This window comes from Gilvimarinus sp. 1_MG-2023 (assembly GCF_030548285.1).
The window spans coordinates 499,726-520,874 of the sequence record NZ_JAUOSC010000001.1; the positions used below are offsets into that span (position 1 = coordinate 499,726).

At 50.1% G+C, this 21,149-nt stretch carries 21 protein-coding genes; 1 reads left to right on the forward strand and 20 read right to left on the reverse strand.

The window, feature by feature from the left end; translation table 11 throughout:
• Position 1: 1 nt before the first annotated feature.
• The 19 genes from der to trmJ all read right to left on the reverse strand — a co-directional run bounded on the left by der (position 2) and on the right by trmJ (position 17,993).
• Complete coding sequence (gene der / locus Q4563_RS02170) at positions 2-1,378, reverse strand: ribosome biogenesis GTPase Der (protein WP_215977613.1); 1,377 nt, start codon at positions 1,376-1,378, stop codon at positions 2-4.
• 46 nt (positions 1,379-1,424) lie between these two features.
• Positions 1,425-2,564 (reverse strand): outer membrane protein assembly factor BamB, encoded by a 1,140-nt coding sequence (gene bamB, locus Q4563_RS02175; RefSeq protein WP_303603447.1) that lies wholly within the window; start codon positions 2,562-2,564, stop codon positions 1,425-1,427.
• Entirely contained in the window at positions 2,561-3,253 is a 693-nt protein-coding gene (locus Q4563_RS02180) for a YfgM family protein (protein WP_303603448.1), read from the reverse strand. Before Q4563_RS02180 ends, bamB begins: the two co-directional genes overlap by 4 nt.
• 25 nt (positions 3,254-3,278) lie before the next feature.
• Positions 3,279-4,547, reverse strand: a complete 1,269-nt coding sequence (gene hisS / locus Q4563_RS02185; RefSeq protein WP_303603449.1) for a histidine--tRNA ligase — start codon at positions 4,545-4,547, stop codon at positions 3,279-3,281.
• Positions 4,548-4,619: 72 nt separating this feature from the next.
• Positions 4,620-5,732, reverse strand: coding sequence for a flavodoxin-dependent (E)-4-hydroxy-3-methylbut-2-enyl-diphosphate synthase (ispG, locus tag Q4563_RS02190; RefSeq protein WP_215977617.1), 1,113 nt, complete (start codon positions 5,730-5,732; stop codon positions 4,620-4,622).
• A 10-nt stretch (positions 5,733-5,742) separates the two neighbouring features.
• Positions 5,743-6,651 carry a RodZ domain-containing protein gene (locus Q4563_RS02195; protein WP_303603450.1) on the reverse strand — a complete coding sequence of 303 codons (909 nt, stop codon included), beginning with the start codon at positions 6,649-6,651 and terminating at the stop codon, positions 5,743-5,745.
• Positions 6,651-7,436, reverse strand: a complete 786-nt coding sequence (gene pilW / locus Q4563_RS02200; protein WP_215977619.1) for a type IV pilus biogenesis/stability protein PilW — start codon at positions 7,434-7,436, stop codon at positions 6,651-6,653. The genes Q4563_RS02195 and pilW overlap by 1 nt, the downstream gene beginning before the upstream one ends.
• A 37-nt stretch (positions 7,437-7,473) precedes the next feature.
• A complete protein-coding gene (gene rlmN, locus Q4563_RS02205; RefSeq protein ID WP_303603451.1) occupies positions 7,474-8,634 on the reverse strand; it encodes a 23S rRNA (adenine(2503)-C(2))-methyltransferase RlmN in 1,161 nt (386 codons plus the stop codon).
• A 17-nt stretch (positions 8,635-8,651) separates the two neighbouring features.
• Positions 8,652-9,077 carry a nucleoside-diphosphate kinase gene (ndk, locus tag Q4563_RS02210; RefSeq protein ID WP_215977621.1) on the reverse strand — a complete coding sequence of 142 codons (426 nt, stop codon included), beginning with the start codon at positions 9,075-9,077 and terminating at the stop codon, positions 8,652-8,654.
• A gap of 116 nt (positions 9,078-9,193) precedes the next feature.
• Complete coding sequence (locus Q4563_RS02215; protein WP_215977622.1) at positions 9,194-9,616, reverse strand: SufE family protein; 423 nt, start codon at positions 9,614-9,616, stop codon at positions 9,194-9,196.
• Between the two features lie 27 nt (positions 9,617-9,643).
• The gene (gene sufT / locus Q4563_RS02220) at positions 9,644-10,183 is read right to left on the reverse strand and encodes a putative Fe-S cluster assembly protein SufT (RefSeq protein WP_303603452.1); all 540 of its coding nucleotides are present in this window, start codon (positions 10,181-10,183) and stop codon (positions 9,644-9,646) included.
• Positions 10,184-10,192: 9 nt separating this feature from the next.
• A complete protein-coding gene (locus Q4563_RS02225; RefSeq protein ID WP_215977623.1) occupies positions 10,193-10,558 on the reverse strand; it encodes a HesB/IscA family protein in 366 nt (121 codons plus the stop codon).
• Positions 10,559-10,576: 18 nt separating this feature from the next.
• Positions 10,577-11,800 (reverse strand): aminotransferase class V-fold PLP-dependent enzyme, encoded by a 1,224-nt coding sequence (locus Q4563_RS02230; RefSeq protein ID WP_303603453.1) that lies wholly within the window; start codon positions 11,798-11,800, stop codon positions 10,577-10,579.
• Between the two features lie 4 nt (positions 11,801-11,804).
• Positions 11,805-13,097, reverse strand: a complete 1,293-nt coding sequence (gene sufD / locus Q4563_RS02235; RefSeq protein ID WP_303603454.1) for a Fe-S cluster assembly protein SufD — start codon at positions 13,095-13,097, stop codon at positions 11,805-11,807.
• Positions 13,097-13,876, reverse strand: coding sequence for a Fe-S cluster assembly ATPase SufC (gene sufC / locus Q4563_RS02240; protein WP_442903693.1), 780 nt, complete (start codon positions 13,874-13,876; stop codon positions 13,097-13,099). The genes sufD and sufC overlap by 1 nt, the downstream gene beginning before the upstream one ends.
• Positions 13,877-13,890: 14 nt before the next feature.
• Positions 13,891-15,327, reverse strand: coding sequence for a Fe-S cluster assembly protein SufB (gene sufB, locus Q4563_RS02245; RefSeq protein ID WP_215977627.1), 1,437 nt, complete (start codon positions 15,325-15,327; stop codon positions 13,891-13,893).
• Between the two features lie 151 nt (positions 15,328-15,478).
• Entirely contained in the window at positions 15,479-16,633 is a 1,155-nt protein-coding gene (locus tag Q4563_RS02250) for a cysteine desulfurase family protein (RefSeq protein WP_303603455.1), read from the reverse strand.
• Positions 16,634-16,645: 12 nt separating this feature from the next.
• Positions 16,646-17,119 carry a Fe-S cluster assembly transcriptional regulator IscR gene (gene iscR / locus Q4563_RS02255; RefSeq protein ID WP_215977629.1) on the reverse strand — a complete coding sequence of 158 codons (474 nt, stop codon included), beginning with the start codon at positions 17,117-17,119 and terminating at the stop codon, positions 16,646-16,648.
• A gap of 100 nt (positions 17,120-17,219) precedes the next feature.
• Positions 17,220-17,993 (reverse strand): tRNA (cytosine(32)/uridine(32)-2'-O)-methyltransferase TrmJ, encoded by a 774-nt coding sequence (gene trmJ / locus Q4563_RS02260; RefSeq protein ID WP_215977630.1) that lies wholly within the window; start codon positions 17,991-17,993, stop codon positions 17,220-17,222.
• Positions 17,994-18,187: 194 nt separating this feature from the next.
• Between trmJ and Q4563_RS02265 the strand changes: the two genes are divergently transcribed.
• Complete coding sequence (locus Q4563_RS02265) at positions 18,188-18,991, forward strand: inositol monophosphatase family protein (protein WP_215977631.1); 804 nt, start codon at positions 18,188-18,190, stop codon at positions 18,989-18,991.
• Positions 18,992-19,032: 41 nt separating this feature from the next.
• Here Q4563_RS02265 and Q4563_RS02270 read toward each other — a convergent pair whose 3' ends face one another.
• Entirely contained in the window at positions 19,033-21,051 is a 2,019-nt protein-coding gene (locus Q4563_RS02270; protein WP_303603456.1) for a PAS domain-containing protein, read from the reverse strand.
• Positions 21,052-21,149 lie beyond the last annotated feature (98 nt).

Genomic DNA, 21,149 nt, shown 5'->3' on the forward strand with positions numbered 1-21,149 from the left:
GTTAACCGCCCTTGCGAGGGGCTCGGCGGGCACTGCGTTTGGGCACAGGTTTTTTACGACCCGAGAAGGGATTGTCTGACGATTTAAATTCAACACGTACCGGGGTGCCACGCAGATTAAGCGCTTTGCGATAGGTTTTTTCTAAATACCGAACATAGTGCGCAGGTATTTTTGCAGTTTGATTACCGTGCACCACGATGATGGGCGGATTACTGCCGCCAGCATGAGCATAGCGCAATTTAATTCGGCGCCCGTTAATCATCGGCGGCTGGTGTTCAACGACTGCGTCTTGCAACACTTGAGTTAAAAAGCTGGTGGAGAGCTTGTCCGTGGCACTTTGATACGCTTGCTCGATCGACTTATAAAGATTGCCGACACCGGTACCGTGCAGAGCTGAAATAAAATGAATATTAGCAAAGTCGACAAAGCGAAGGCGCCGATCCAGTTCATTTTTAACGTATTGCTTATGCCCCTCTTCCAGGCCATCCCATTTATTAAGGGCAATCACCAGAGCGCGGCCAGCATCAATGACCGTACCCATCAGGTGCAAGTCTTGCTCCACAATACCTTCTTGGGCATCGATAACCAGTATGACGACATTGGCGTCATCAATGGCTTGCAGTGTTTTCACAATGGAAAACTTTTCGACCGTCAATGCGACATTTTTGCGCCGTCTAACACCGGCAGTATCAATAATGGTATAGGGCTTATCGAAGCGCTCATACTGAATATAAACACTATCTCGCGTGGTGCCAGGGTGATCATACACAATCACGCGATCCTCACCGAGCATACGATTTACTAAGGTTGACTTGCCCACGTTCGGCCGGCCCACAATGGCCATTTTAATGCCCTTGGGTGCCTGTGCCTCGGGGTCAAGTTCAGGCTCGGGTAGTTCCGCCAACACATCTTCCATCATGCTGGTCACACCACGGCCGTGGGTAGCGGTAGTGGCAAACACTTCGCCCAAACCAAGCTCATAGAACGGAGCCAGTGCCATATCGGGATCATGACCATCAATTTTATTGACAACCAAATAAACACGTTTGCCGCGCTGGCGCAGTTGCTTAGCAATTAAATGGTCCGCTGCTAATAAGCCATCGCGCGCCGACACCATAAACAATACGATGTCAGCCTCATCCATCGCCAACAAAGATTGATTGGCCATTGCGGTGTCGATGCCCTCTTCCTCGCCACTGATACCACCGGTATCGACCAGCATGAATCGGTGATCACCGATTTTTCCCTCGCCGTATTTACGATCGCGGGTCAGCCCCGCATAGTTGGCGACAATGGCATCGCGGCTGCGGGTTAAGCGGTTAAACATGGTGGACTTTCCGACATTCGGCCGGCCAACCAAGGCAATTACTGGGATCATAGTGTTGAAAATCTATAAGAAGCCGCCCATGGGCGGCAAATAAGAGTTAGTCGCCAATCGTAAAGGCGGCAAAAGTACCATCATTGGCAAGCACATAAAGCCTGTCGCCATCGCTCCACATGGGGGCGCGAGTGCCAGAACGATCCAGCCTTAAACGGTATGCAAAGTGGCCATCATCGCGTGACATAAAATGAATATACCCGTCTTCATCGGCGACGGCCACATAATCATTGAGTACAACCGGGCCAATTAAATGGCGTCGCAGCATTTGCTCATTTTTCCAAAGTAGCTCACCGGTGCCGGCATTATAAGCCTTCAGTGCGCTGTCTTCAGTGGTAACAAATAGCTCACCATCGTCAACCCACACCGGTTGATGGGTCGACAGGTCCACCGACCATAAGGGTCGGCCCGCTGCCCGGGTAATGGCCATGGCTCGACTTTGAAAACCGGCGGTGTACAAAATGCCATCTTGCAGTACAGGGGTCGCGTGGATATCGACCATTTTTTCCAGATCGGACCGGCCTTTAGGTAGGCCCACACGCTGCTCCCACAAAATCAGTCCATTTTCTGGGTTAAACGCCATTAAGCGGCCATTGGCAAAACCGGCATAGAGCGCTGAATCGGTTAAGATCGGCGTTGGTCTGCCACGCAAGGTCAGCTTGGGCGGCGGGTTGTCGTAAAACCACATTATCTCACCGGTATCGGCACTGAGCACGTTCAGACGACCATCGAGTGTTTGTACCGCTACAACATCGCCATTACCGGCAGGCACTGAGGTAACCTCACCAGTTAACTGAGTGCGCCATAATACTTCACCGGTCTCGCGCGATAGTGCCAGTAGTTGGCCTGCGTCGGACCCCAAAAGCAGTTGATTCTCCCCGAGACCAACACCACCGGCAATGGGCTCATCGAGGTCACGCTGCCAAATGACTTTGCCCGTTAACCGATTAAGAGCCGTTAACTGACCCTTGTGGTCGACCGTATATACCAATTGTTCAAAAAAAGCGGGCGTTAGGGCGGTAAACCCTTTGCCTTGTCCAGCACCTACATCTGTTCGCCACAACTGCTCGACAGTTATCGATGGATCAAACTCAACCAATTCCATTGGCTCAGTTCCGTCTTTATCACTAAAAACGGAACACCCCGTCAGCACAAAGGCTAGAATGGCGATTGGGTATAATCTCATGCAGAGGGCTCCTCAAGGGCCGACAATGGTTTTACATTATCCACTTTCATTTCTAAAACAACACGACGCTGTTGATTGTCACCGGCATAGCTAGTCAGTGCCTTTTCATAAGCGGTCAAAGCCGCGGCTTGGTCACCACTTAAACGCAGCACATCGCCCCGCACTTCGGCTTGTTCAGACTCAAAACCCACCACAGCTTGCTGACTAACTTGAGCCAGCGCCGCGTCATACTGTTCTTGCTCGGCCAGAACCCGGGCCAAACGTAAACGAGCAATCTGTTGTAAAGGCGCACTGTCTGAATTGGCCACTACACGCTCCAACTCGACCGCCGCCTGATCTAAGTCACCGGCTTCTACGGCTTTTTTAGCACTGTACAAAGCGCCTTGGGTCGCGTACATACTGTCCGGGTCTATTTGACGAATTTGTTCGGCTAAATGATCAACGGTAGACCTAACCGCATCGGCTTCACCATCTTCGACTTGCGTCGGCGCAGCTCTGGCAGCATCAACCATTTGCTGGAAATATTGTGAGGCGACTTCAGCTTTGCGCTGCTCGCTATCCTGCCAGTAGTTCCAGCCAAAATAACCAGCTGTGGCGACCACAATGCTGGCGATAATGCTGGTGCCATACTCTTTCCACAACCTTTTCAGATTCTCAATTTGTTCTTCTTCTGTTAAATGATCGCTCACTCTACTCTCCTACCTGAATCAGTTCTTAATTGTTAATTTCAGCTAAAACTTCAACCAACTCACCTTGTGGCAAGGTCAATTGAGGCTTCTCTTCGCGCAAATACTTCACTGTTACCGTGCCGGCCACTGCTTCGTCTTCACCGAGAATAAGAGCGATTGATGCCCCACTCTTATCCGCTTTTTTGAGCTGGTTTTTAAAACTGCCGCCACCACAGTGCATAAACACTTTTAAATTGGGTAAAGCCCGGCGAATCTCGGATGACAACGATAATGCTGGAGCCTGAACATTGCCCACAGCCGCCAGATAAACATCAACCGTCCCTAAGCTTGGCACACTGCCCTCGCCTTGTAATAACAACAACAAGCGCTCTAGACCGATAGCGAAGCCCACCGCTGGGGTGGCTTTTCCACCCAGCTGAGCCACGAGATTATCATACCTGCCACCGGCGCAAACTGCACTCTGGGCGCCGAGTTTGTCGGTAACCCACTCGAAAGCAGTACGATTGTAGTAATCAAGACCGCGCACCAGGCGATTATTGATGGTGTATGGGACACCGCAAGCATCCAACAGTTGCGTAAATTCGGCAAAATGTTGACGCGACTCTTCATCCAAGTAATCACTCAAACTTGGGCCAGCATCCAGCAAGCGCTGGGTTGCCTCACTTTTACTGTCAAGAATCCGTAGCGGATTAGTATCTAAACGGCGCCTGCTGTCCTCATCGAGCGCATCTTTGTGCGATTGAAGATAAGTCACTAGTGCTTGGCGAAATTCTGACCTAGCCACATCGCTGCCGAGTGAGTTTATTTGCAATTCAACGCAATGGGTTAAACCTAGCTTTTTAAACAACTCATAAGACAGCAAAAGCAGCTCGGCATCAATATCAGGGCCAGCCACACCATAGGTTTCAATACCCACTTGATGAAACTGCCGATACCGACCTTTTTGCGGCTTTTCATAGCGAAACATGGGACCCATATACCACAAACGTTGGGTTTGATTGTAGAGCAGGCCATTTTCTTCACAGGCGCGCACACAGCTGGCGGTACCTTCCGGGCGCAGTGTTAAACTTTCCTCATTGCGATCGAGAAAGGTGTACATCTCTTTTTCAACAATATCAGTGACTTCGCCAATAGAGCGCTTAAAGAGCTCAGTTTTTTCCATAATGGGAAAGCGTATTTCACGGTAACTAAAGCCTGCCAAGGTTTGTTGAATGACGCCTTCCAAGTATTGCCACAAGGCGGAATCCTCGGGCAAAATATCGTTCATTCCGCGAATAGCCTGAATCTTTTTCAATCGAACACCTACGTCTAGATACTGTTATTAATTAACATATGCGCACAGCATATAGAATCCACGCACAATGAATTAAACACGCACAATAATGGACTCTTCGCTCTGCTCTTTCTCTTTGGCTTTGTTTCGAATCAGCCTCTCCAGCTCATCCACTAGACCTTCATTACCCAACTTACTGTTAGGCTGGCCGTCAACATAGACAAGATTACTGGGCGCACCACCGGCCAGCCCCAGGTCAGCCTCTTTTGCCTCACCCGGCCCATTGACGACACAACCAATAACGGCGACATCCAACGGGATGGTGATATCCTCAACCCGCTGCTCTAACTCATTCATGGTTTTAATAACATCGAAATTCTGACGAGAACAACTCGGGCAGGCGATAAAATTAACACCTTTGTTACGCAGCTTAAGACTTTTCAATAAATCCCAACCGACCTTCACCTCTTCAACGGGGTCTGCCGCCAAGGATATACGAATGGTGTCACCAATACCGTCAAGCAGTAACGCTCCCAACCCAACAGCTGACTTTACTGTGCCGGAGCGCAATCCGCCGGCCTCAGTAATGCCCAAATGCAGCGGCTGATCAATTTCTTTAGCCAGCAGCCGGTAAGCATCTACAGCCATAAAGACATCGGAAGCTTTTACACTGACTTTAAAATTATCAAAGCCTAGCGTATCGAGAATATTAACATGGCGCATGGCGGACTCTACTAACGCCGCTGGTGTTGGCTCGCCGTATTTTTTCTGAATGTCTTTTTCTAAGGAACCGGCATTCACACCAATACGAATAGGAATATTAAGATCGCGAGCCTTGTCTACAACGGCGCGAATGCGTTTTTCCCGACCAATATTACCGGGATTAATACGCAGGCAATCAACCCCTAAATCGGCTACTCGCAATGCGATTCGATAATCAAAATGAATATCGGCCACCAGCGGTGTTGTTACTTGTTTGCGTATCTCGCCAAAAGCCTCAGCGGCTTCCATACTGGGAACTGACACCCGAACAATGTCTGCCCCCGCCGTCGCTATGCGATTAATTTGCTCCACGGTGGCGGCCACATCGCAGGTTTCCGTGTTGGTCATACTCTGTACGGCAATAGGCGCATCGCCCCCGACAGGTACATCGCCGACCATAATCTGTTTAGATTGACGTCGTTTAATGGGTGATGGTTGATGCATAACTAATCCACTATTGTGTTGCAGCAGCGGTAAAGTGAATAACTTTACCCGCTTCGGCATCAGGCACGGTTACCGGAAGACTATTCATCACAACACTGACACCACTGGCATTACCTAGGGTAATATCAAACGGTCCTACCCCATCGACAACCAATTGTGTTTTTGCCTCTTGCAATGCGGCGACTAAGACATCGCCGGTCGCATCGGTGACATTGACCCAACAATCATGCTCAAACGCCAACTGTAAGGTATCGGGTTGCGCATTTTCAGTAACAGTTGCAAGTGCCGGCTCAGTGGCCAGACTTGCCATTGCTTGACTATCGGTTGAATCGTTTTCGATAGCCTGATTAACTGCAGTTTCAGAGACGTCAACCAGATCCGCTGTGGGTTGGCCCATGCGCTCATTGTCTAGTGCCGATTCTGCTTCTGCCTGAGCCGGTTCCGACGTAGGGCTTTGCACGCTAGTCTCGGGCGTATTGGTATGAGCCATGTTGTTCTGCTGGGGCTGAATTGAGCTGTCCGATGCATCGGCAAAATACCAATACGCGAATACCCATAGAGCAATAATCACTACAATAACCAAAAGCCGCAGCGGCCATTTGGGCGTGTTCGTTTTTATTTTGACATTTAATGACTCACTCTGAGGCAGAGGCTGATCTTCAACTTTATGTGCCGCATCGTACTGCGCCACCAGTGGCTCACCATCGATTTTCATTAACTTGGCGTAGCTGCGGATATAACCCCTGACGAACACAGGGGAAAAGAGCTGATCAAAGTTATCTTCTTCAAGTGCACGCAATTTATCGAGTTGAACGTTCAGTTCTTGGGCGACCTGCTCACAGGTTAAGCCTTTGCGCGTTCTGGCCTCAACCAGTGTCTGGCCCACACTTTTGTCACTGGTCTGCAACGAATCCATCATTACTGCTCTGACTGCTCCAAAATACTTTTGTACTCAAGGTATTCCTTTGAGTAAGGAAATTTATTTTTTAATAACAAAGCATAACTGGCTTCTTTATTAACATTGTCAAACATTCGTTCAATCTTGATGCCTAGCAATAAAGATTGCGGCATTGGCCGCGCAATTTGCTCGTAGGCTGCCAAGTATTGCTTAGCGCTTTTGTATTCGCCCTGAGAAAAATACAACGAGGCGATCTCGTACTTCACCACTGCCATTGCCGGACTCAGTCGAGCGGCGTTTTCAAATGCAGCTTGAGCTTTTTCAACCTTATCGAGTTTTAAAGCTGTACGCCCTAAATTCACTAAAGCCTGTGGGCGCCCCTTGTAATCTAAGTCTTCTGATGCGTACTCAAATTGTTTATACGCCTCTTCAAAACGACCTTGGTTAAACAACAAAGCGCCAAAATTATTGTGTGTACGCGAGTCGGCACGGTCTAGGCGCAAGGTTTTCTTAAACTGTTTTTCTGCCAGCTCCATCTCTCCTTCTAATTGGTAGAGCATCGCCAGCGCAAAGTTTGCATCGATGGAGCGACTATCAAGATCTAATGCCCGGCGCAGATGATGACGGGCCGACTCACGATTTTTGCTGTCAATATACTTAAGCGCCAAAGTGACATGGCTTTCCAGGGCTTTATCTTCGTTTATCTGGTATTTAGAAGACTCTTGCGTACTGACACAAGCAACCAAAAAAGCGGCCATCAAAACAAGTGCCACTCGTTTTAAACTGAGAAATATACAATCTTGCATCGTGCCCGCCATTGCTGTCACTCCACCCGAAACATTATTATTGATTGACGATAGTAACTGGCTCCGCCTGTGAAAACTGTGCTTTGTATCTCTGCGAGCGCTTTGTAATATCATTCACCTCTCCGGCCAGCTGGCCACAGGCCGCGTCGATATCATCACCACGAGTAGTACGAACCGTGGTGATGTACCCCTCTTGCATTAAAATATCCTGAAAGCGGCGCATGGCATTGTTGCTTACACGCTTATAGTTGGACAAATTAAACGGGTTAAAAGGGATTAAGTTGATTTTAACCGGTACATCACGCAACAGTTCGGCCAACTCCCGAGCATGCTCAGGACGGTCGTTCACATGATCGATTAAGGTATATTCAATAGTGATTTTACGATGAGTGTCAGGCAATCCTTCAATATAACGCTGAGCAGATTCTAGCAGCATTGCAATCGGGTACTTCTTATTGATGGGCACTAACTCATTACGCAACTCGTCGTTTGGCGCATGCAGAGAAATAGCCAGGCAAGCATCGGTATACTCGCCTAATCGATCAAGCTGAGGCACTACGCCCGAAGTGCTCAAAGTGACACGTCGTTTAGAAATACCGTAGGCGTTATCGTGCATCATCAAATTCATCGAATCGACAACATTGTCGAAGTTCATCAGAGGCTCACCCATGCCCATCATCACCACATTGGTGACTTTGCGCGGTCCTCCGGCGGTTAACTGACCGAAAGATTTTGCTGCTATCCACACCTGGCCAATAATTTCGGCTGCGGTTAAGTCGCGGTTAAAGCCCTGCTTACCGGTCATACAAAAACTGCAATCGAGCGAGCAACCCACCTGAGAGGAAACGCATAGGGTGCCGCGCTCGCCATCGGGAATATACACCGTTTCAACCACACTACCACCGGTCACTTCGATCAAAAACTTGCGAGTGCCGTCGGTCGAATCAAGCTGGCGCAATACCTGTGGCGGACGTATTTCACAGCGCGCCTTAAGCTTTTCTCGCAAAGCTTTGCTGATATTGCTCATCTCATCGAAGTTATCAGCACCTAACTGATGTATCCACTTCAACACCTGAGCCGCGCGAAAGCGCTTTTCACCCATTTGCTCGAAAAAGTCCACCAGCTTGGATTCAGACAAACCCAATAGGTTGACCTTAGCGGTATCAGTGGCCAGTGTTTGTGGCGCTACATCAGTCATCGTTTTTACCTTCGCGCTCAGCGCGTGTGTATATCATCAGCCGTAAAAAAATAGGCCACTTCGCGTTTGGCCGACTCGGGCGAGTCAGAGCCATGAACGGCATTGGCGCTAACAGCGGTAGCGAAATCGCGACGAATCGTGCCCTCGGCCGCCTCTTCAGGGTTGGTAGCCCCCATAAGTTCACGATTGCGAACAATGGCGTTTTCGCCTTCTAGCACTTGTACACAGACCGGGCCCGAGGTCATAAAATCAACCAGAGAGGGGAAAAAGGGACGTTCTTTATGTTCGGCGTAAAAGCCCTCTGCCTGCGCTTTGCTCAATTGAATCATTTTCAAGGCAGCAATACGCAGCCCCGCCTGCTCAAAACGCGCAATAATCGCTCCGATATGGTTGTCACCTACCGCGTCGGGCTTGATGATCGATAAAGTCTTTTCTACGGCCATCTGGCACTCCAATTGTTCTTACTCGGACCAAGTGGCCCACTCTATATACCCAAAACCCGCGAATTATACGCGGGTTTTGGGTATTTTTATATAAATTCCATACACTTAGTGCGGTTTTACAGGGCTGCGCGACCCTCATTTTGAATTCTCTGCACCATGGCCTTTAAACCATTGCCGCGGGTAGAACTCAAATGACTGAGCAGGTTCAACTCATCAAAGTAAGCATCGATGTCATAGTCGGCAACCTGGGCGGCTGATTTACCATTATAAGCCGCCAACACAATCGCGAGCAGCCCTTTAACGATAAAGGCGTCGCTATCGGCAACAAAATATAACTTGCCCTCCCGAAGCTGGCTATCGAGCCAAACCTGACTTTGACAACCACGCACTAAGTTTTGTTCGGTTTTAGCCGATTCAGCCAGTGGTGGCAACTCTTTCCCTAAATCGATTATGTATTTGTAGCGCTCTTCCCAATCGTCAAAAAAGCTCAGAGTATCGACGATATCCTCTGCGCTCACATCCACACCAAACTCTGTCATTGCCTCTCCCAAGGTTAAATAAGCCGGCTAAAAGAACATACCGGTTTCAAGCTGGGCCTCTTCACTCATCATATCGCGGCTCCAGGGTGGGTCAAATACCAGCTCCACCTCTACCTGGCGAACATTAGGTACACGCCCCACACGATACTCAACATCGCCCACCAGTACCGGCCCCATACCACAAGCAGGAGCTGTTAAGGTCATAGTAATGCCCACATGGCCTGCAGCCTGATCAATATCCAGGGTGTAGATTAGCCCCAAGTTAACCAGGTCGACTGGTATCTCTGGATCGTACACGGATTTTAACGCCGACCAGACTTGTTGTTCGTGGATGACGCCATCGCCCAAGTCAGCAAAGTTGAGCAGCTCAGGTTCTTTACCAATTGCGGCCGCATCCAGCCCGTCAACTCGCACCATCTGACCTTGGTAGCTCAAAGTGTAGTTGCCGCCGAGCGCCTGCGTGATAGTGACGAAGGTATCCTTGGCAATGGTCAGTGGCGTACCGTCCGGCACACGCCGTGCTGGACACTCGGCCAGAGTAACCACCATTTCTCTTTCTAGCGCCATGTATGATTCCTAGCCGATATTAAAGCTTTCCCCACAACCGCAGTAATCCTGCGCATTGGGATTGCGAAACTCCAACTGTCGATTCAACCCCTCGGTAACATAATCAATGCAAGTACCTCGCACGACCGGAACGCTAGCCGGATCAACATAGAGTTTAATACTGTTGTCGAGCGTCAAAACGATATCATCGGTTGAAGGGGCTGCAACCAAGTCCAGAACATACATATACCCAGTACAACCGCTTTCTTTGACTGATAAACGAACCGCCTGAGCGTCATTGGCGTCTTGCGCCAATTGCTGCTTCAGGTGTTCAGCGGCAGTGGGAGTAACATCCAGCAAAGAGGTGTCTGCTGGGTTAAAACTTTCTACACTCATACCCAAACCTCGTGATATTTACGCGAGAAACATTTTGGCCTTCTTAAGGCCGGCGATCAGTCGATCGACATCATCGTGCGTATTGTAAAGACTAAAACTGGCCCTGACGGTTCCGGGAATACCGAATTGATCCATGATGGGTTGTGCACAATGATTGCCTGTACGCACGGCAATCCCCTGCTGATCGAGAATCATGCCAATATCTTGTGGGTGGGCAAAATCGCTGACAAAGCTCAAGACTGCCACGGCACTCTCAGCTTTACCTACCAGCGGATACCCTCCTATGGCCGCTAATTCTGCGCGCGCGCGATGAAGCAACTCTGCTTCATGACGATCGGCCGCACTGCGGTCTAGGCCTTGTACAAAATCCACCGCCGCAGCCAAACCCACGGCCCCGGCAATATTAGGCGTACCCGCCTCAAATTTGTAGGGCAATTGATTGTAGGTGGTGCCGGCAAAGCTAACCGATTCGATCATTTCACCGCCGCCCTGATAGGGCTGCATAGCTTCCAGCAATTCACGCTTACCGTACAAGACACCCATGCCCGTAGGACCAAACATTTTATGGGCCGAAAAGGCGTAAAAATCGCAACCCAGCTCGACCATATGGACTGGCCAGTGTGCAATGGATTGAGCAGCGTCAATCAACACCTTGGCCCCGGCTTTGTGCGCCAACTCAATAATATGGGCCACTGGGTTTACCGAACCCAAGGCATTAGAGACATGACCGACTGCAACCATTTTGACCCGCTTATCCAACAACGACTCGAAAGCCGCCATATCAATGGCGCCATCGGCATCAACCGGAATCGGCTCTACATTGGCACCGCGTTTTTGCGCAATCATTTGCCAGGGCACAATATTGGCGTGATGCTCCATTGCCGACACCAAAACTCGATCGCCAGCGGTTAAATTTTGCTCACCCCAACTAGCCGCAACGACATTAATACTTTCAGTGGTGCCCCGGGTCCAAAGTATCTGATCTTTGGAGGGCGCACCAATAAACTGAGCGACCTTTTCTCTGGCTCCTTCAAAAACCTCTGTGGCCCGATCACTAAGCGCGTGTGCGCCACGGTGAACATTGGCATTATCGTGCCGGTAGTAATTGGCAATTGCCTCAATCACAGACTCTGGCTTTTGCGTAGTGGCCGCATTATCCAAGTACACCAACGGCTGCCCATTTACTTCTTGCTGTAAAATGGGAAAGCGCGAGCGCACCTCGGCAACATCAAAGTGACTCAAACGCTTAAGCCTCCATCTGCAGCAAAGATTCTGAACGGCCAAATTGCTGAGCAATGATAGGCAACAAAAAATCTACGACCGCCGAGTTATCAATACCCTGAATCAGCTCATTGATAAACCCAAAGCTGATCATGATTTGCGCTTGATCTTTATCAATTCCACGAGTCTGTAGGTAATACAGAGACTCGTCATCCAGCTGGGCCACCGTGGCGCCGTGTGCACAGCGCACATCGTCAGCGTAAATTTCTAATTCGGGCTTGGTATCAACCTCAGCTTTATTGGAGGTCAATAGATTTTTGTTGGACAGCTCGGCCAGAGTTTTTTGTGCATCCTGGTGAATATGAATGCGCCCATTAAAAACCGCTTTTGCTCGATCGCCAATAATGCCGCGAAACACTTCACTGCTGGTGCAATGAGGAACACAGTGTTGAATATTGGTGTGGTAGTCCACCACTTGTTTTCCACGCGGCAAGTAAACGCCATTGAGATCGACATGAGCGCCACTACCACGATGGGTTAACACGTAGTCATTGCGAATCAACTCAGCACCCTTCGCAAACGCAAAGCCATTGAACTGCGCGTCACGCCCCAATTCAACAAATACGCCACCGACATGAGTGATGCCCTCACCTTCAAGATTTAAACGGTAGTGTTTGCATTTGGCATTGGCCGCCATCACTATCTCAGTGTAAGAGGCCACTAAATTATTTTGCTGATCAGAATCAGTATTAAACTGCTCGATTATCTCAGCCTCAGCGCCCTCACCTAGCACGACCAAATGCCGAGTACTGGATAATTGTGCCGCATCGCCGGTACTGTAATTTAATAAATAAACCGGCTTATCTAATTGCTGTCCCGCCTGCACATACATCAAGGCGCCTTGCTCTAAGGTAGACTCACTTAACGCGGCAAACAAATGCTCGCGACTATCGGCCAAACGTCCCAAATGTTGTTGAATAAGGGCTGACTGCTCGGCATTCGCCGATGCTAATAGTGTAATCTCGGCGGGCAATGAATCGGAAAGCGATTCGGCAAAAACACCGTTAACAAACACCAGCCGATAGGCCGGAGACTGAACGCTCACCACCGATTGAAAATCGACAGAACTTGTTTCCGATGGTGTTAGAACTTTTTTCGCCAAACCGGCAAGTGGGGTGTATTTCCAATGCTCGGTGCGTCGTGTCGGCCAAGGTGTGGCCGCAAAACGTTCGGCGCCCTGCTCACGTAACCCAGACAACCAATCAGGGGCACTTTGTTGCTCAGCCAGTTCTAGCACACGGGTTTGTAACACACCCATTAAGCCACCTCGCCTTCTAGCCAACCGTAACCTTTCGCTTCCAATTCTTTGGCCAGTGATTTATCACCAGATTTGACAATTTTACCGTCGGCCAAGACATGTACGTAATCGGGCACAATATAATCTAACAGGCGCTGATAGTGCGTCACGACAATAAAACTACGCTCAGTATCGCGCATGGCATTAACGCCATCGGCCACTGTTTGCAGAGCATCTATATCCAGGCCAGAGTCAGTCTCATCTAAGATGCACAAGCTGGGCTCAAGTAACATCATCTGTAAAATTTCATTGCGTTTTTTCTCGCCCCCGGAGAAACCTTCGTTAACGCCACGCTTCAAAAATGCTTGATCCAATTTGACCTGCTTGCTCGCCTCACGCGCCATTTTCATAAACTCAACGCTGGACAACTCGCTTTTGTCTTGCGCTTTGCGAACCGCATCCACCGAGGCTTTCAGAAATTCCATATTGCTAACGCCGGGGATTTCCACCGGGTACTGAAACGCCAAAAACAAACCTAGGTGCGCGCGCGCCTCAACATCCAGCTCCAGCAGATTTTGCTGATTAAAGGTCACACTACCACCTGTCACCTCAAATGCCTCGCGACCAGCTAACACACTACCCAGCGTGCTTTTACCAGCGCCATTGGGCCCCATGATGGCATGCACTTCACCTGGCTTAACTGTCAGGTTTAAGCCTTTTAGGATTTCTTTTTCTTCAACTCGTGCGCACAATTTATCAATCGTTAACATAATCAGTATTCTCAAACGGTACCGACTCAAAATCGGTAAAAATTTTAACCTACCGAACCTTCTAGGCTCACTTCCAGCAGCTTGCCCGCCTCTACAGCAAACTCCATAGGCAACTCTTTAAAAACCTCGCGACAGAAGCCATTGACGATCATGGAAACCGCTTTTTCTGGATCCAAGCCCCGCTGCTGACAGAGGAACATTTGATCATCGCTCACCTTAGAGGTGGTTGCTTCGTGCTCAATAACAGCCGATGGGTTTTTACTTTCAATATAAGGGAAAGTATGAGCACCACAGCGATCACCAATCAGCAATGAATCGCACTGGGTGTAGTTACGCGCACCGTCGGCGCCCGGATTCATACGTACCAAGCCCCGATAGACATTTTGACTTTTACCGGCGGAAATACCTTTCGAAATAATGGTAGAACGAGTGTTCTTACCAATATGAATCATCTTGGTGCCGGTATCGGCTTGCTGATAATTGTTGGTCAGAGCTACCGAATAAAATTCACCCACGCTGTTATCACCGCGCAACACGCAACTTGGGTATTTCCAGGTCACAGCAGAGCCGGTCTCTACTTGCGTCCAGCTGATTTTAGCGCTGGTATGGCAAACCCCGCGCTTGGTCACAAAATTATAAATACCGCCTTTGCCTTCTTCATCCCCTGGGTACCAGTTCTGCACCGTCGAGTATTTGATTTCGGCGTTATCATTAGCGACCAGCTCAACAACGGCTGCGTGCAGCTGGTTTTCATCGCGCATAGGCGCAGTACAACCTTCGAGGTAACTTACGTGAGAGCCCTCTTCGGCGATAATCAAGGTCCGCTCGAACTGGCCGGTATTTTGTTCGTTAATACGAAAATAGGTCGACAACTCCATCGGGCAACGTACGCCTTTGGGAATGTAGACAAATGAACCATCGGAAAACACTGCAGAGTTAAGCGCGGCAAAATAGTTGTCTTTTTGCGGCACCACTGAGCCCAAATATTTCTTTACCAACTCGGGGTATTTTTCCACCGCCTCACTGATCGAGCAAAACAAAACACCTGCCTCGGCCAGTTTTTCACGGAAGGTCGTCACCACGCTGACCGAGTCAAACACCACATCCATAGCGACACCGGCGAGCATTTCTTGCTCGTGCAGTGGAATCCCCAATTTTTCATAGGTCTCCAGCAATTTGGGGTCAACTTCATCCAAGCTTTGCGGGCGATCTTCCATACTTTTGGGTGTTGAAAAGTAGGATATCGCTTGATAGTCAGGCGCGGTATAGTTGAGGTGTGCCCAATCGGGCTCCTCCATTTCCTGCCAGGCACGAAAAGCCTGCAGGCGCCACTCCAACAACCATTCCGGCTCTTTCTTTTTGGCCGAAATAAACCGCACCACATCTTCGTTAAGACCTGGCGGTAAGGTTTCTGTATCAATCGCGGTATGAAAACCCGCGGCGTAGTCTTTCCTGATTAGGTGTTCAACCTGTTCAGACATCTTTCTCCTCTCCTTCACCTATAGTGAAGTGGGCAGGGTTTCTGCCGTGCTAATCATTTGCAGCTCTATGGCTGCCCAAATCGTTGCGGCCTTTAGCCGTCTATTTTTACTGAATCATTTCTGGTGTATAAATCGGTACGGAACAGACTCATCAGGCGCGCCGAGGCTGTTTACCGCCCTGCAGACCCAACACCACTTGGCGTATATGGGCTGCCGCTTGCTCAATATCGTCGGCGTCGGTGTAACGGCCGAGGCTGATCCGAATTGATGCCAGTGCATCCGCAGCGCTCAATCCGATAGCGTTTAACACATAACTGGGCGACATACTGGCCGAGGTACATGCCGAACCGGTTGATACTGCCAATTGCCGCAAGCTCAACAGTAAAACTTCGCCATCTATACCGGTAAAAGCTACATTTAAATGGCCGCACACCCGCTCGGCACCCTCGCCATTTAGGCGCACACCAGGCAGATCGCGAATCGACTGCCAGAGTCGGTCGCGCAATTTACTAATACGAGAGGTTTCTTCCGTTAAAACCTGACCGGCCAGCTCGCAAGCCAAGCCAAAACCGACACATTGGTGCGTAGGCAAGGTGCCCGAACGCATACCCCGCTCGTGGCCGCCGCCGTGTATTTGTGCTTGTACAGCGATATTGGGACTGCGCTTTACATAGAGTGCACCAATACCTTTAGGGCCGTAGCACTTGTGAGCCGAAAGCGACAGCGCATCTACCTTCAGCGCGTCTAGATCAATGGGCAGCTTGCCCAGTGCCTGGGCGGCATCGACATGCAGTAAAACACCCGCCTTTTGACAGAGGGCAGATATATCCGCAATGGGGTTGACCGTGCCCAGCTCATTGTTAACCCACATCACGCTAACCAGCCGTGTATTGGGTTTTAGCAGCGCCTCAATTCGCTCTGGCAATATCGTGCCAGCAGCGGTGGGCTCGACAAAATCGACCTCGATGCCCTGCTCTTTTAGCCAGAGCGCCACATCCAGCACCGCTTTGTGCTCGATACTGGATACAATCAGATGATCGCCAGGCCGGCACAGACCTTTAAGGGCCAGGTTGTTGGATTCAGTCGCACCGCTGGTCCAAACTATTTCCCGGGCATCGGCGTTTATCAAAGCGGCCACCTGACCGCGAGCGGCCTCCACGGCCTCTTCGGCGCGCCAACCATACACGTGTGAACGCGACGCCGGGTTGGCAAAATTGCCCTCTTCGGTCAGGCACTGAGCCATGGCCTCGGCAACTTTTGGCGCAACCGGCGTGGTGGCGGCATAATCTAAATATATCGGGTTCATGTCGCCTTACCGTTAGCTGAGATCACTGCAGACAATGTTCTGCAAATCTAGCTCGCTCTCTTGTCGCCGACAAACAGCCTGTATGTCTTGTCTGGCCACCAGATCGGCCAAGCTGATACCGCTGAGAAACTCATGGATTTGGCCGCTAAGATCCTGCCATAAGTGATGTGTAATGCAGATTTGACCGTCTTGACAGTCACCGGCACCGTTACACTTTGTGGCATCCAGTGACTCATTCACCGCATCGACCACCGCCGCCACCGACACCATAGCCGAGGTCTGAGCCAAACGATAACCACCCCCTGGCCCGCGCACACTAATGACCAGCGACTCGCGGCGCAACTTGGAGAACAGTTGCTCCAAATAGGACAGAGAGATCCCCTGCCGCTCCGAGATGTCAGCAAGGCTCACCGGGCCCGCCTCACTGTGCAAGGCGAGATCGAGCATGGCGGTTACCGCGTAGCGGCCTTTGGTGGTTAATCGCATAGAATTTCAGGCTGATTTGCAATAACTGAGTATTTTACTCAACTATTACCCTTGTGCCAAGTGCCCCTACCTTAGCGGGGCCGTAAAACCCGTCCCAGAGCTACTGATCTGAGTCAGATTTTGGATTTTCAGCATGGTATATGTAATTTTGTGTGGATGTAAGCACACCGCGCATAATCGACAATTCCATTTCATCCATCCGTATACGACTGTAAAGACGGCGCAACCGGGTCATGGTTTGGCGCGGATTATCGGGTTCCAGAAAGCCGAGCTTTTCCAAGGTTTCCTGTAGATGGTCAAAATACCGCTCCATCGCCTCCACTTTGGCCGGCGGCACATCCCAGTCGTTATAAGTTGGAGCCTTGCCATCCTTATGGGCCAACCAAGCCATTCGCAGCTCATAGGCAATAACCTGTACGGCTGCGGCCAAATTGAGTGATGAATATTCCTCGTTGGAGGGAATATGCACATGAAAGTGACAACGGTGCAACTCCTCATTAGTCAGTCCGCGGTCCTCACGGCCAAACATAATAGCGACATCGTGACTGCCCGCCTCTTGAATGGCCTTTTCTCCACACTCGCGCGGATTCACCAATGGCCAGGGAATACGGCGCTCGCGAGCGCTGGTGCCGACCACAAAGCCGCAGCCTTCGAGAGCTTCGTCCAGAGTCTCCACCACGACCGCGTTATCTAGCACATCCAAAGCGCCGGCGGCGCGCCAGACGGCCTTTTCAGCCGGGAATTCTTTTGGCGCCACCAAATAGAGTCGCCCCATCCCCATATTCTTGATAGCGCGCGCCGCGCCACCGATATTGCCCGGGTGGGAGGTATTCACCAGCACAATACGCACATTATCCAGTCGATTTTCACTCATTGAGACGCCTCGGCAAGAGTTAGGTCAGCAAAACCGCGGCATTCTAGCAAAAATCGGCCTAAGCTGTTAGCGGATAGATAATAACGCTCAAACGCGCGGGGAAATATTTTGATTGGTTTCAAAGCACTGACTCGCTATAATTGCGCCGGCTGTATCGCCCCCTGTTCTTTAAGCTTTCTGTTAAATGGTGCCCCATGGAACCTATGCTGACTATTGCTTTGCGCGCTGCGCGCAAAGCCGGTGAACTCATTGAACGCGCCACCGAGCGCCTTGATGTCGTAACCATTGAAGAAAAGAGTCGCAATGACTTTGTGACCGAAATCGACAAAGCGTCGGAAAAAGAGATTATTTACCACCTGAAAAAAGCCTACCCCGATCACACAATTATCGGCGAGGAGGGCGGAGTTCAGCCTGGCAGTGATTCAGATGTAGAGTGGATTATTGACCCCATCGACGGCACCACTAACTTTATACACGGTATCCCCCACTTTTCTATTTCCATAGCCTGCCGGATCAAAGGCCAGCTGGAACACGCCGTGGTGTATGACCCCATCAAACGTGAAGAATTTACCGCCAGCCGCGGCCGTGGGGCTGCACTTAACGGCCGCCGTATTCGCGCCAGCAACCGCAAAGGTTTAAACGGTGCGGTTATCGGCACGGGCATTCCTTTTAGTGGCTACGCACTGGACAATATTTCAGCGTACTTGGCTGCGGTCCAAGAAATTGCCGGTCAAACCGCCGGTATTCGTCGCCAGGGGTCAGCTGCTCTCGATTTAGCCTATGTGGCTGCGGGACGTTTTGACGGTTTTTGGGAAATGAACCTAAACCAATGGGACATCGCGGCGGGATTGTTACTGATCAAAGAAGCCGGCGGCCTCAGCTGCGACTTCAACGGTGGCAACTCTCATTTTGAGACCGGCCATGTCGTTTGTGGCAGCCCTAAGGTGTTCAAGCCATTACTGCAAATCGTGCAAAAGCATATGGGCCATATACGCTAGTAGACAACCGGCCTGTCAGCAGCCCAGCGATGGCAGGCCGGTTATTGCGCTATTTGACTACCCGGCGCAAACAGACGATTTAACACTTCAACCAACTGGCTGATTTGCAGCGGTTTGGTTAAATATTCATAAAATCCTGCCTCTCGCCCTTTTTCTATATCGATCGACATCACATTTGCCGACAAACCAACCACTGGAATGTTTCGGGTAACCGGATCGTTACGCAGAACACTGAGAACATCGTAACCGTCTAACCCCGGTAAATTAATATCCAATAAAATAAGATCAGGGCAAGTTTGCCTGGCCCGGAAGATTCCCACATACGGTTCCTCACTGACCTCCAATTGAAAATTCTCACAGCGATTAAAAAATTGCTGCAACAATCGTATATTGGTCGGGTTATCCTCGATATACAAAACATTATAAAGCCCCTCAACATTCAACGAGAGAACTGTATGCTCCTGCTCTTCAGGCGCATTCGGTAAGCTGACATCTTCAGCCTCTGCGGTTCTGCGCAAATCCACCCAGAAACAAGTGCCCTCGCCCTGCTCACTGGTAAAATCTATGCGCCCTTGCATCATTTCAATTAATTGTCGGGTAATCACCAGCCCTACACCTGAGCCCTCCACCTTGCTAAGCTCTGCACTTAGGCGGTTAAAGGGCTGGAACACTTCATCGTGACGCTCAGGGGCTATGCCCTGCCCCGTATCGCACACAGCAATCCGTAAATGGTTATCTTCGGTGCTACTCAGGATAACTTCCACCTCACCACCGACCTTGTTGTACTTAATCGCGTTGCTCATTAAGTTCAGCAGAGCCTGCTTTAACCGGATAGGGTCGGCGGAAACACAAGCGTTCGCCAGGCCGGAAAAATCGCCGTGCAAATTAATACCTCGGGCATCGGCCTGAGGCTGCACTAGGGTAAAGCAATCAGTGAGAAGCCTTGACACCAATACTGGCTGAAAAGCGGTGGTCACGGCTCCGGATTCAACTTTGGCCAAATCCAATACATCGTTAATGAGTTTAAGCAAGTGTTCGCCGGCAGAGCGAATTTCGCGAATGTTGTCTTTGTGCGACTCTTGCAAGTTTTCATCGTACTCAAACAACTGGGCATAACCTAAGATCGCATTTAGCGGTGTGCGCAACTCGTGGCTCATACTGTTAAGAAAATCACTTTTAGCCCGGTTTGCTTTTTCTGCCACCTCTTTGGCTTTAAGCACTCGCTCCTCGGCTCGCTTGATGTCGGTAATATCCATATTGGTGCCAGACATCCGGGTGGGTCGACCGTCCACATCAAAGCTGGCCTTACCGCGCGCCCGAATCCAACGAATACTGCCTTGCTTATCGTAAATGCGGTACTCAACATCAAATGGACCAAACCCCCGCAGATGCTGTTTCAATACAGCATTAAACTTTGGCGCATCCTCTTTGTGGATAAAGCTGAGCCACTCTTGCATGCGATCGTGGCCAGCGGTAACCAGATCATCCTCTTCGGTATAGCCGAGGTGCTCCCAGCAGCGGGCAGAAAACTGGAAGTCGTTACTCTCTGGGTACCACTCCCAAATACCGTCTTTGGAGGCTTGAATAATTCGCGCCTGTCGCGCTTCACTCTCGCGCAGGGCCGCCTCGACGTTTTTTAATTCGGTAACATCGAAGTTCACACCTGAAATATACATTGCCCGACCCGAGTCATCGCGTATGGAGTCTGCCCTAACCTGGGTCCAGATGTAATCGCCCGATTTGGTTTTAATGCGGTAACAGGTATTTAAAGGTTCCGCGGTGCGTAAATGCTCCCGCACAGCTTCATACATACAGTCGATATCGTCAGGGTGAATAAACTCAGGCAACCGGTTGGCATCGGTGACTATTTTTCGATCTTCATCGCTATAACCTAGCTGCTCCCAAAAAGTCCCCGACCAATCGATATAACTGTTGGTTAAATCCCACTCCCAAAAACCGTATCCACTACCGCTGAAAATTCGGCGATAGCGTTGCACCAAGTCGCGCAGCTCATCCGGCGTCATGGTGTCGAGCGTCTGACTGGCACTGATCGTATGCATGGTTTGGCTCATTTAAAACAGCATTGTTAAAGTTAGCATATCGCTGATTCTAGAGTAAAAAAAAGCCCACCGTAAGGTGAGCTTTTTTATTTAGGCAT

What these genes read in the sequence shown, in the direction of transcription:
- der (WP_215977613.1), bottom strand. Translation starts at nt 1,378, where the DNA reads ATGATCCCAGTAATTGCCTTGGTTGGCCGGCCGAATGTCGGAAAGTCC.
- bamB (WP_303603447.1), bottom strand. Translation starts at nt 2,564, where the DNA reads ATGAGATTATACCCAATCGCCATTCTAGCCTTTGTGCTGACGGGGTGT.
- ispG (WP_215977617.1), bottom strand. Translation starts at nt 5,732, where the DNA reads ATGCATCAACCATCACCCATTAAACGACGTCAATCTAAACAGATTATG.
- Q4563_RS02195 (WP_303603450.1), bottom strand. Translation starts at nt 6,651, where the DNA reads ATGATGGATTCGTTGCAGACCAGTGACAAAAGTGTGGGCCAGACACTG.
- pilW (WP_215977619.1), bottom strand. Translation starts at nt 7,436, where the DNA reads ATGCAAGATTGTATATTTCTCAGTTTAAAACGAGTGGCACTTGTTTTG.
- rlmN (WP_303603451.1), bottom strand. Translation starts at nt 8,634, where the DNA reads ATGACTGATGTAGCGCCACAAACACTGGCCACTGATACCGCTAAGGTC.
- ndk (WP_215977621.1), bottom strand. Translation starts at nt 9,077, where the DNA reads ATGGCCGTAGAAAAGACTTTATCGATCATCAAGCCCGACGCGGTAGGT.
- Q4563_RS02215 (WP_215977622.1), bottom strand. Translation starts at nt 9,616, where the DNA reads ATGACAGAGTTTGGTGTGGATGTGAGCGCAGAGGATATCGTCGATACT.
- sufT (WP_303603452.1), bottom strand. Translation starts at nt 10,183, where the DNA reads ATGGCGCTAGAAAGAGAAATGGTGGTTACTCTGGCCGAGTGTCCAGCA.
- Q4563_RS02225 (WP_215977623.1), bottom strand. Translation starts at nt 10,558, where the DNA reads ATGAGTGTAGAAAGTTTTAACCCAGCAGACACCTCTTTGCTGGATGTT.
- sufD (WP_303603454.1), bottom strand. Translation starts at nt 13,097, where the DNA reads ATGGGTGTGTTACAAACCCGTGTGCTAGAACTGGCTGAGCAACAAAGT.
- sufB (WP_215977627.1), bottom strand. Translation starts at nt 15,327, where the DNA reads ATGTCTGAACAGGTTGAACACCTAATCAGGAAAGACTACGCCGCGGGT.
- Q4563_RS02250 (WP_303603455.1), bottom strand. Translation starts at nt 16,633, where the DNA reads ATGAACCCGATATATTTAGATTATGCCGCCACCACGCCGGTTGCGCCA.
- iscR (WP_215977629.1), bottom strand. Translation starts at nt 17,119, where the DNA reads ATGCGATTAACCACCAAAGGCCGCTACGCGGTAACCGCCATGCTCGAT.
- trmJ (WP_215977630.1), bottom strand. Translation starts at nt 17,993, where the DNA reads ATGAGTGAAAATCGACTGGATAATGTGCGTATTGTGCTGGTGAATACC.
- Q4563_RS02265 (WP_215977631.1), top strand. Translation starts at nt 18,188, where the DNA reads ATGGAACCTATGCTGACTATTGCTTTGCGCGCTGCGCGCAAAGCCGGT.
- Q4563_RS02270 (WP_303603456.1), bottom strand. Translation starts at nt 21,051, where the DNA reads ATGCATACGATCAGTGCCAGTCAGACGCTCGACACCATGACGCCGGAT.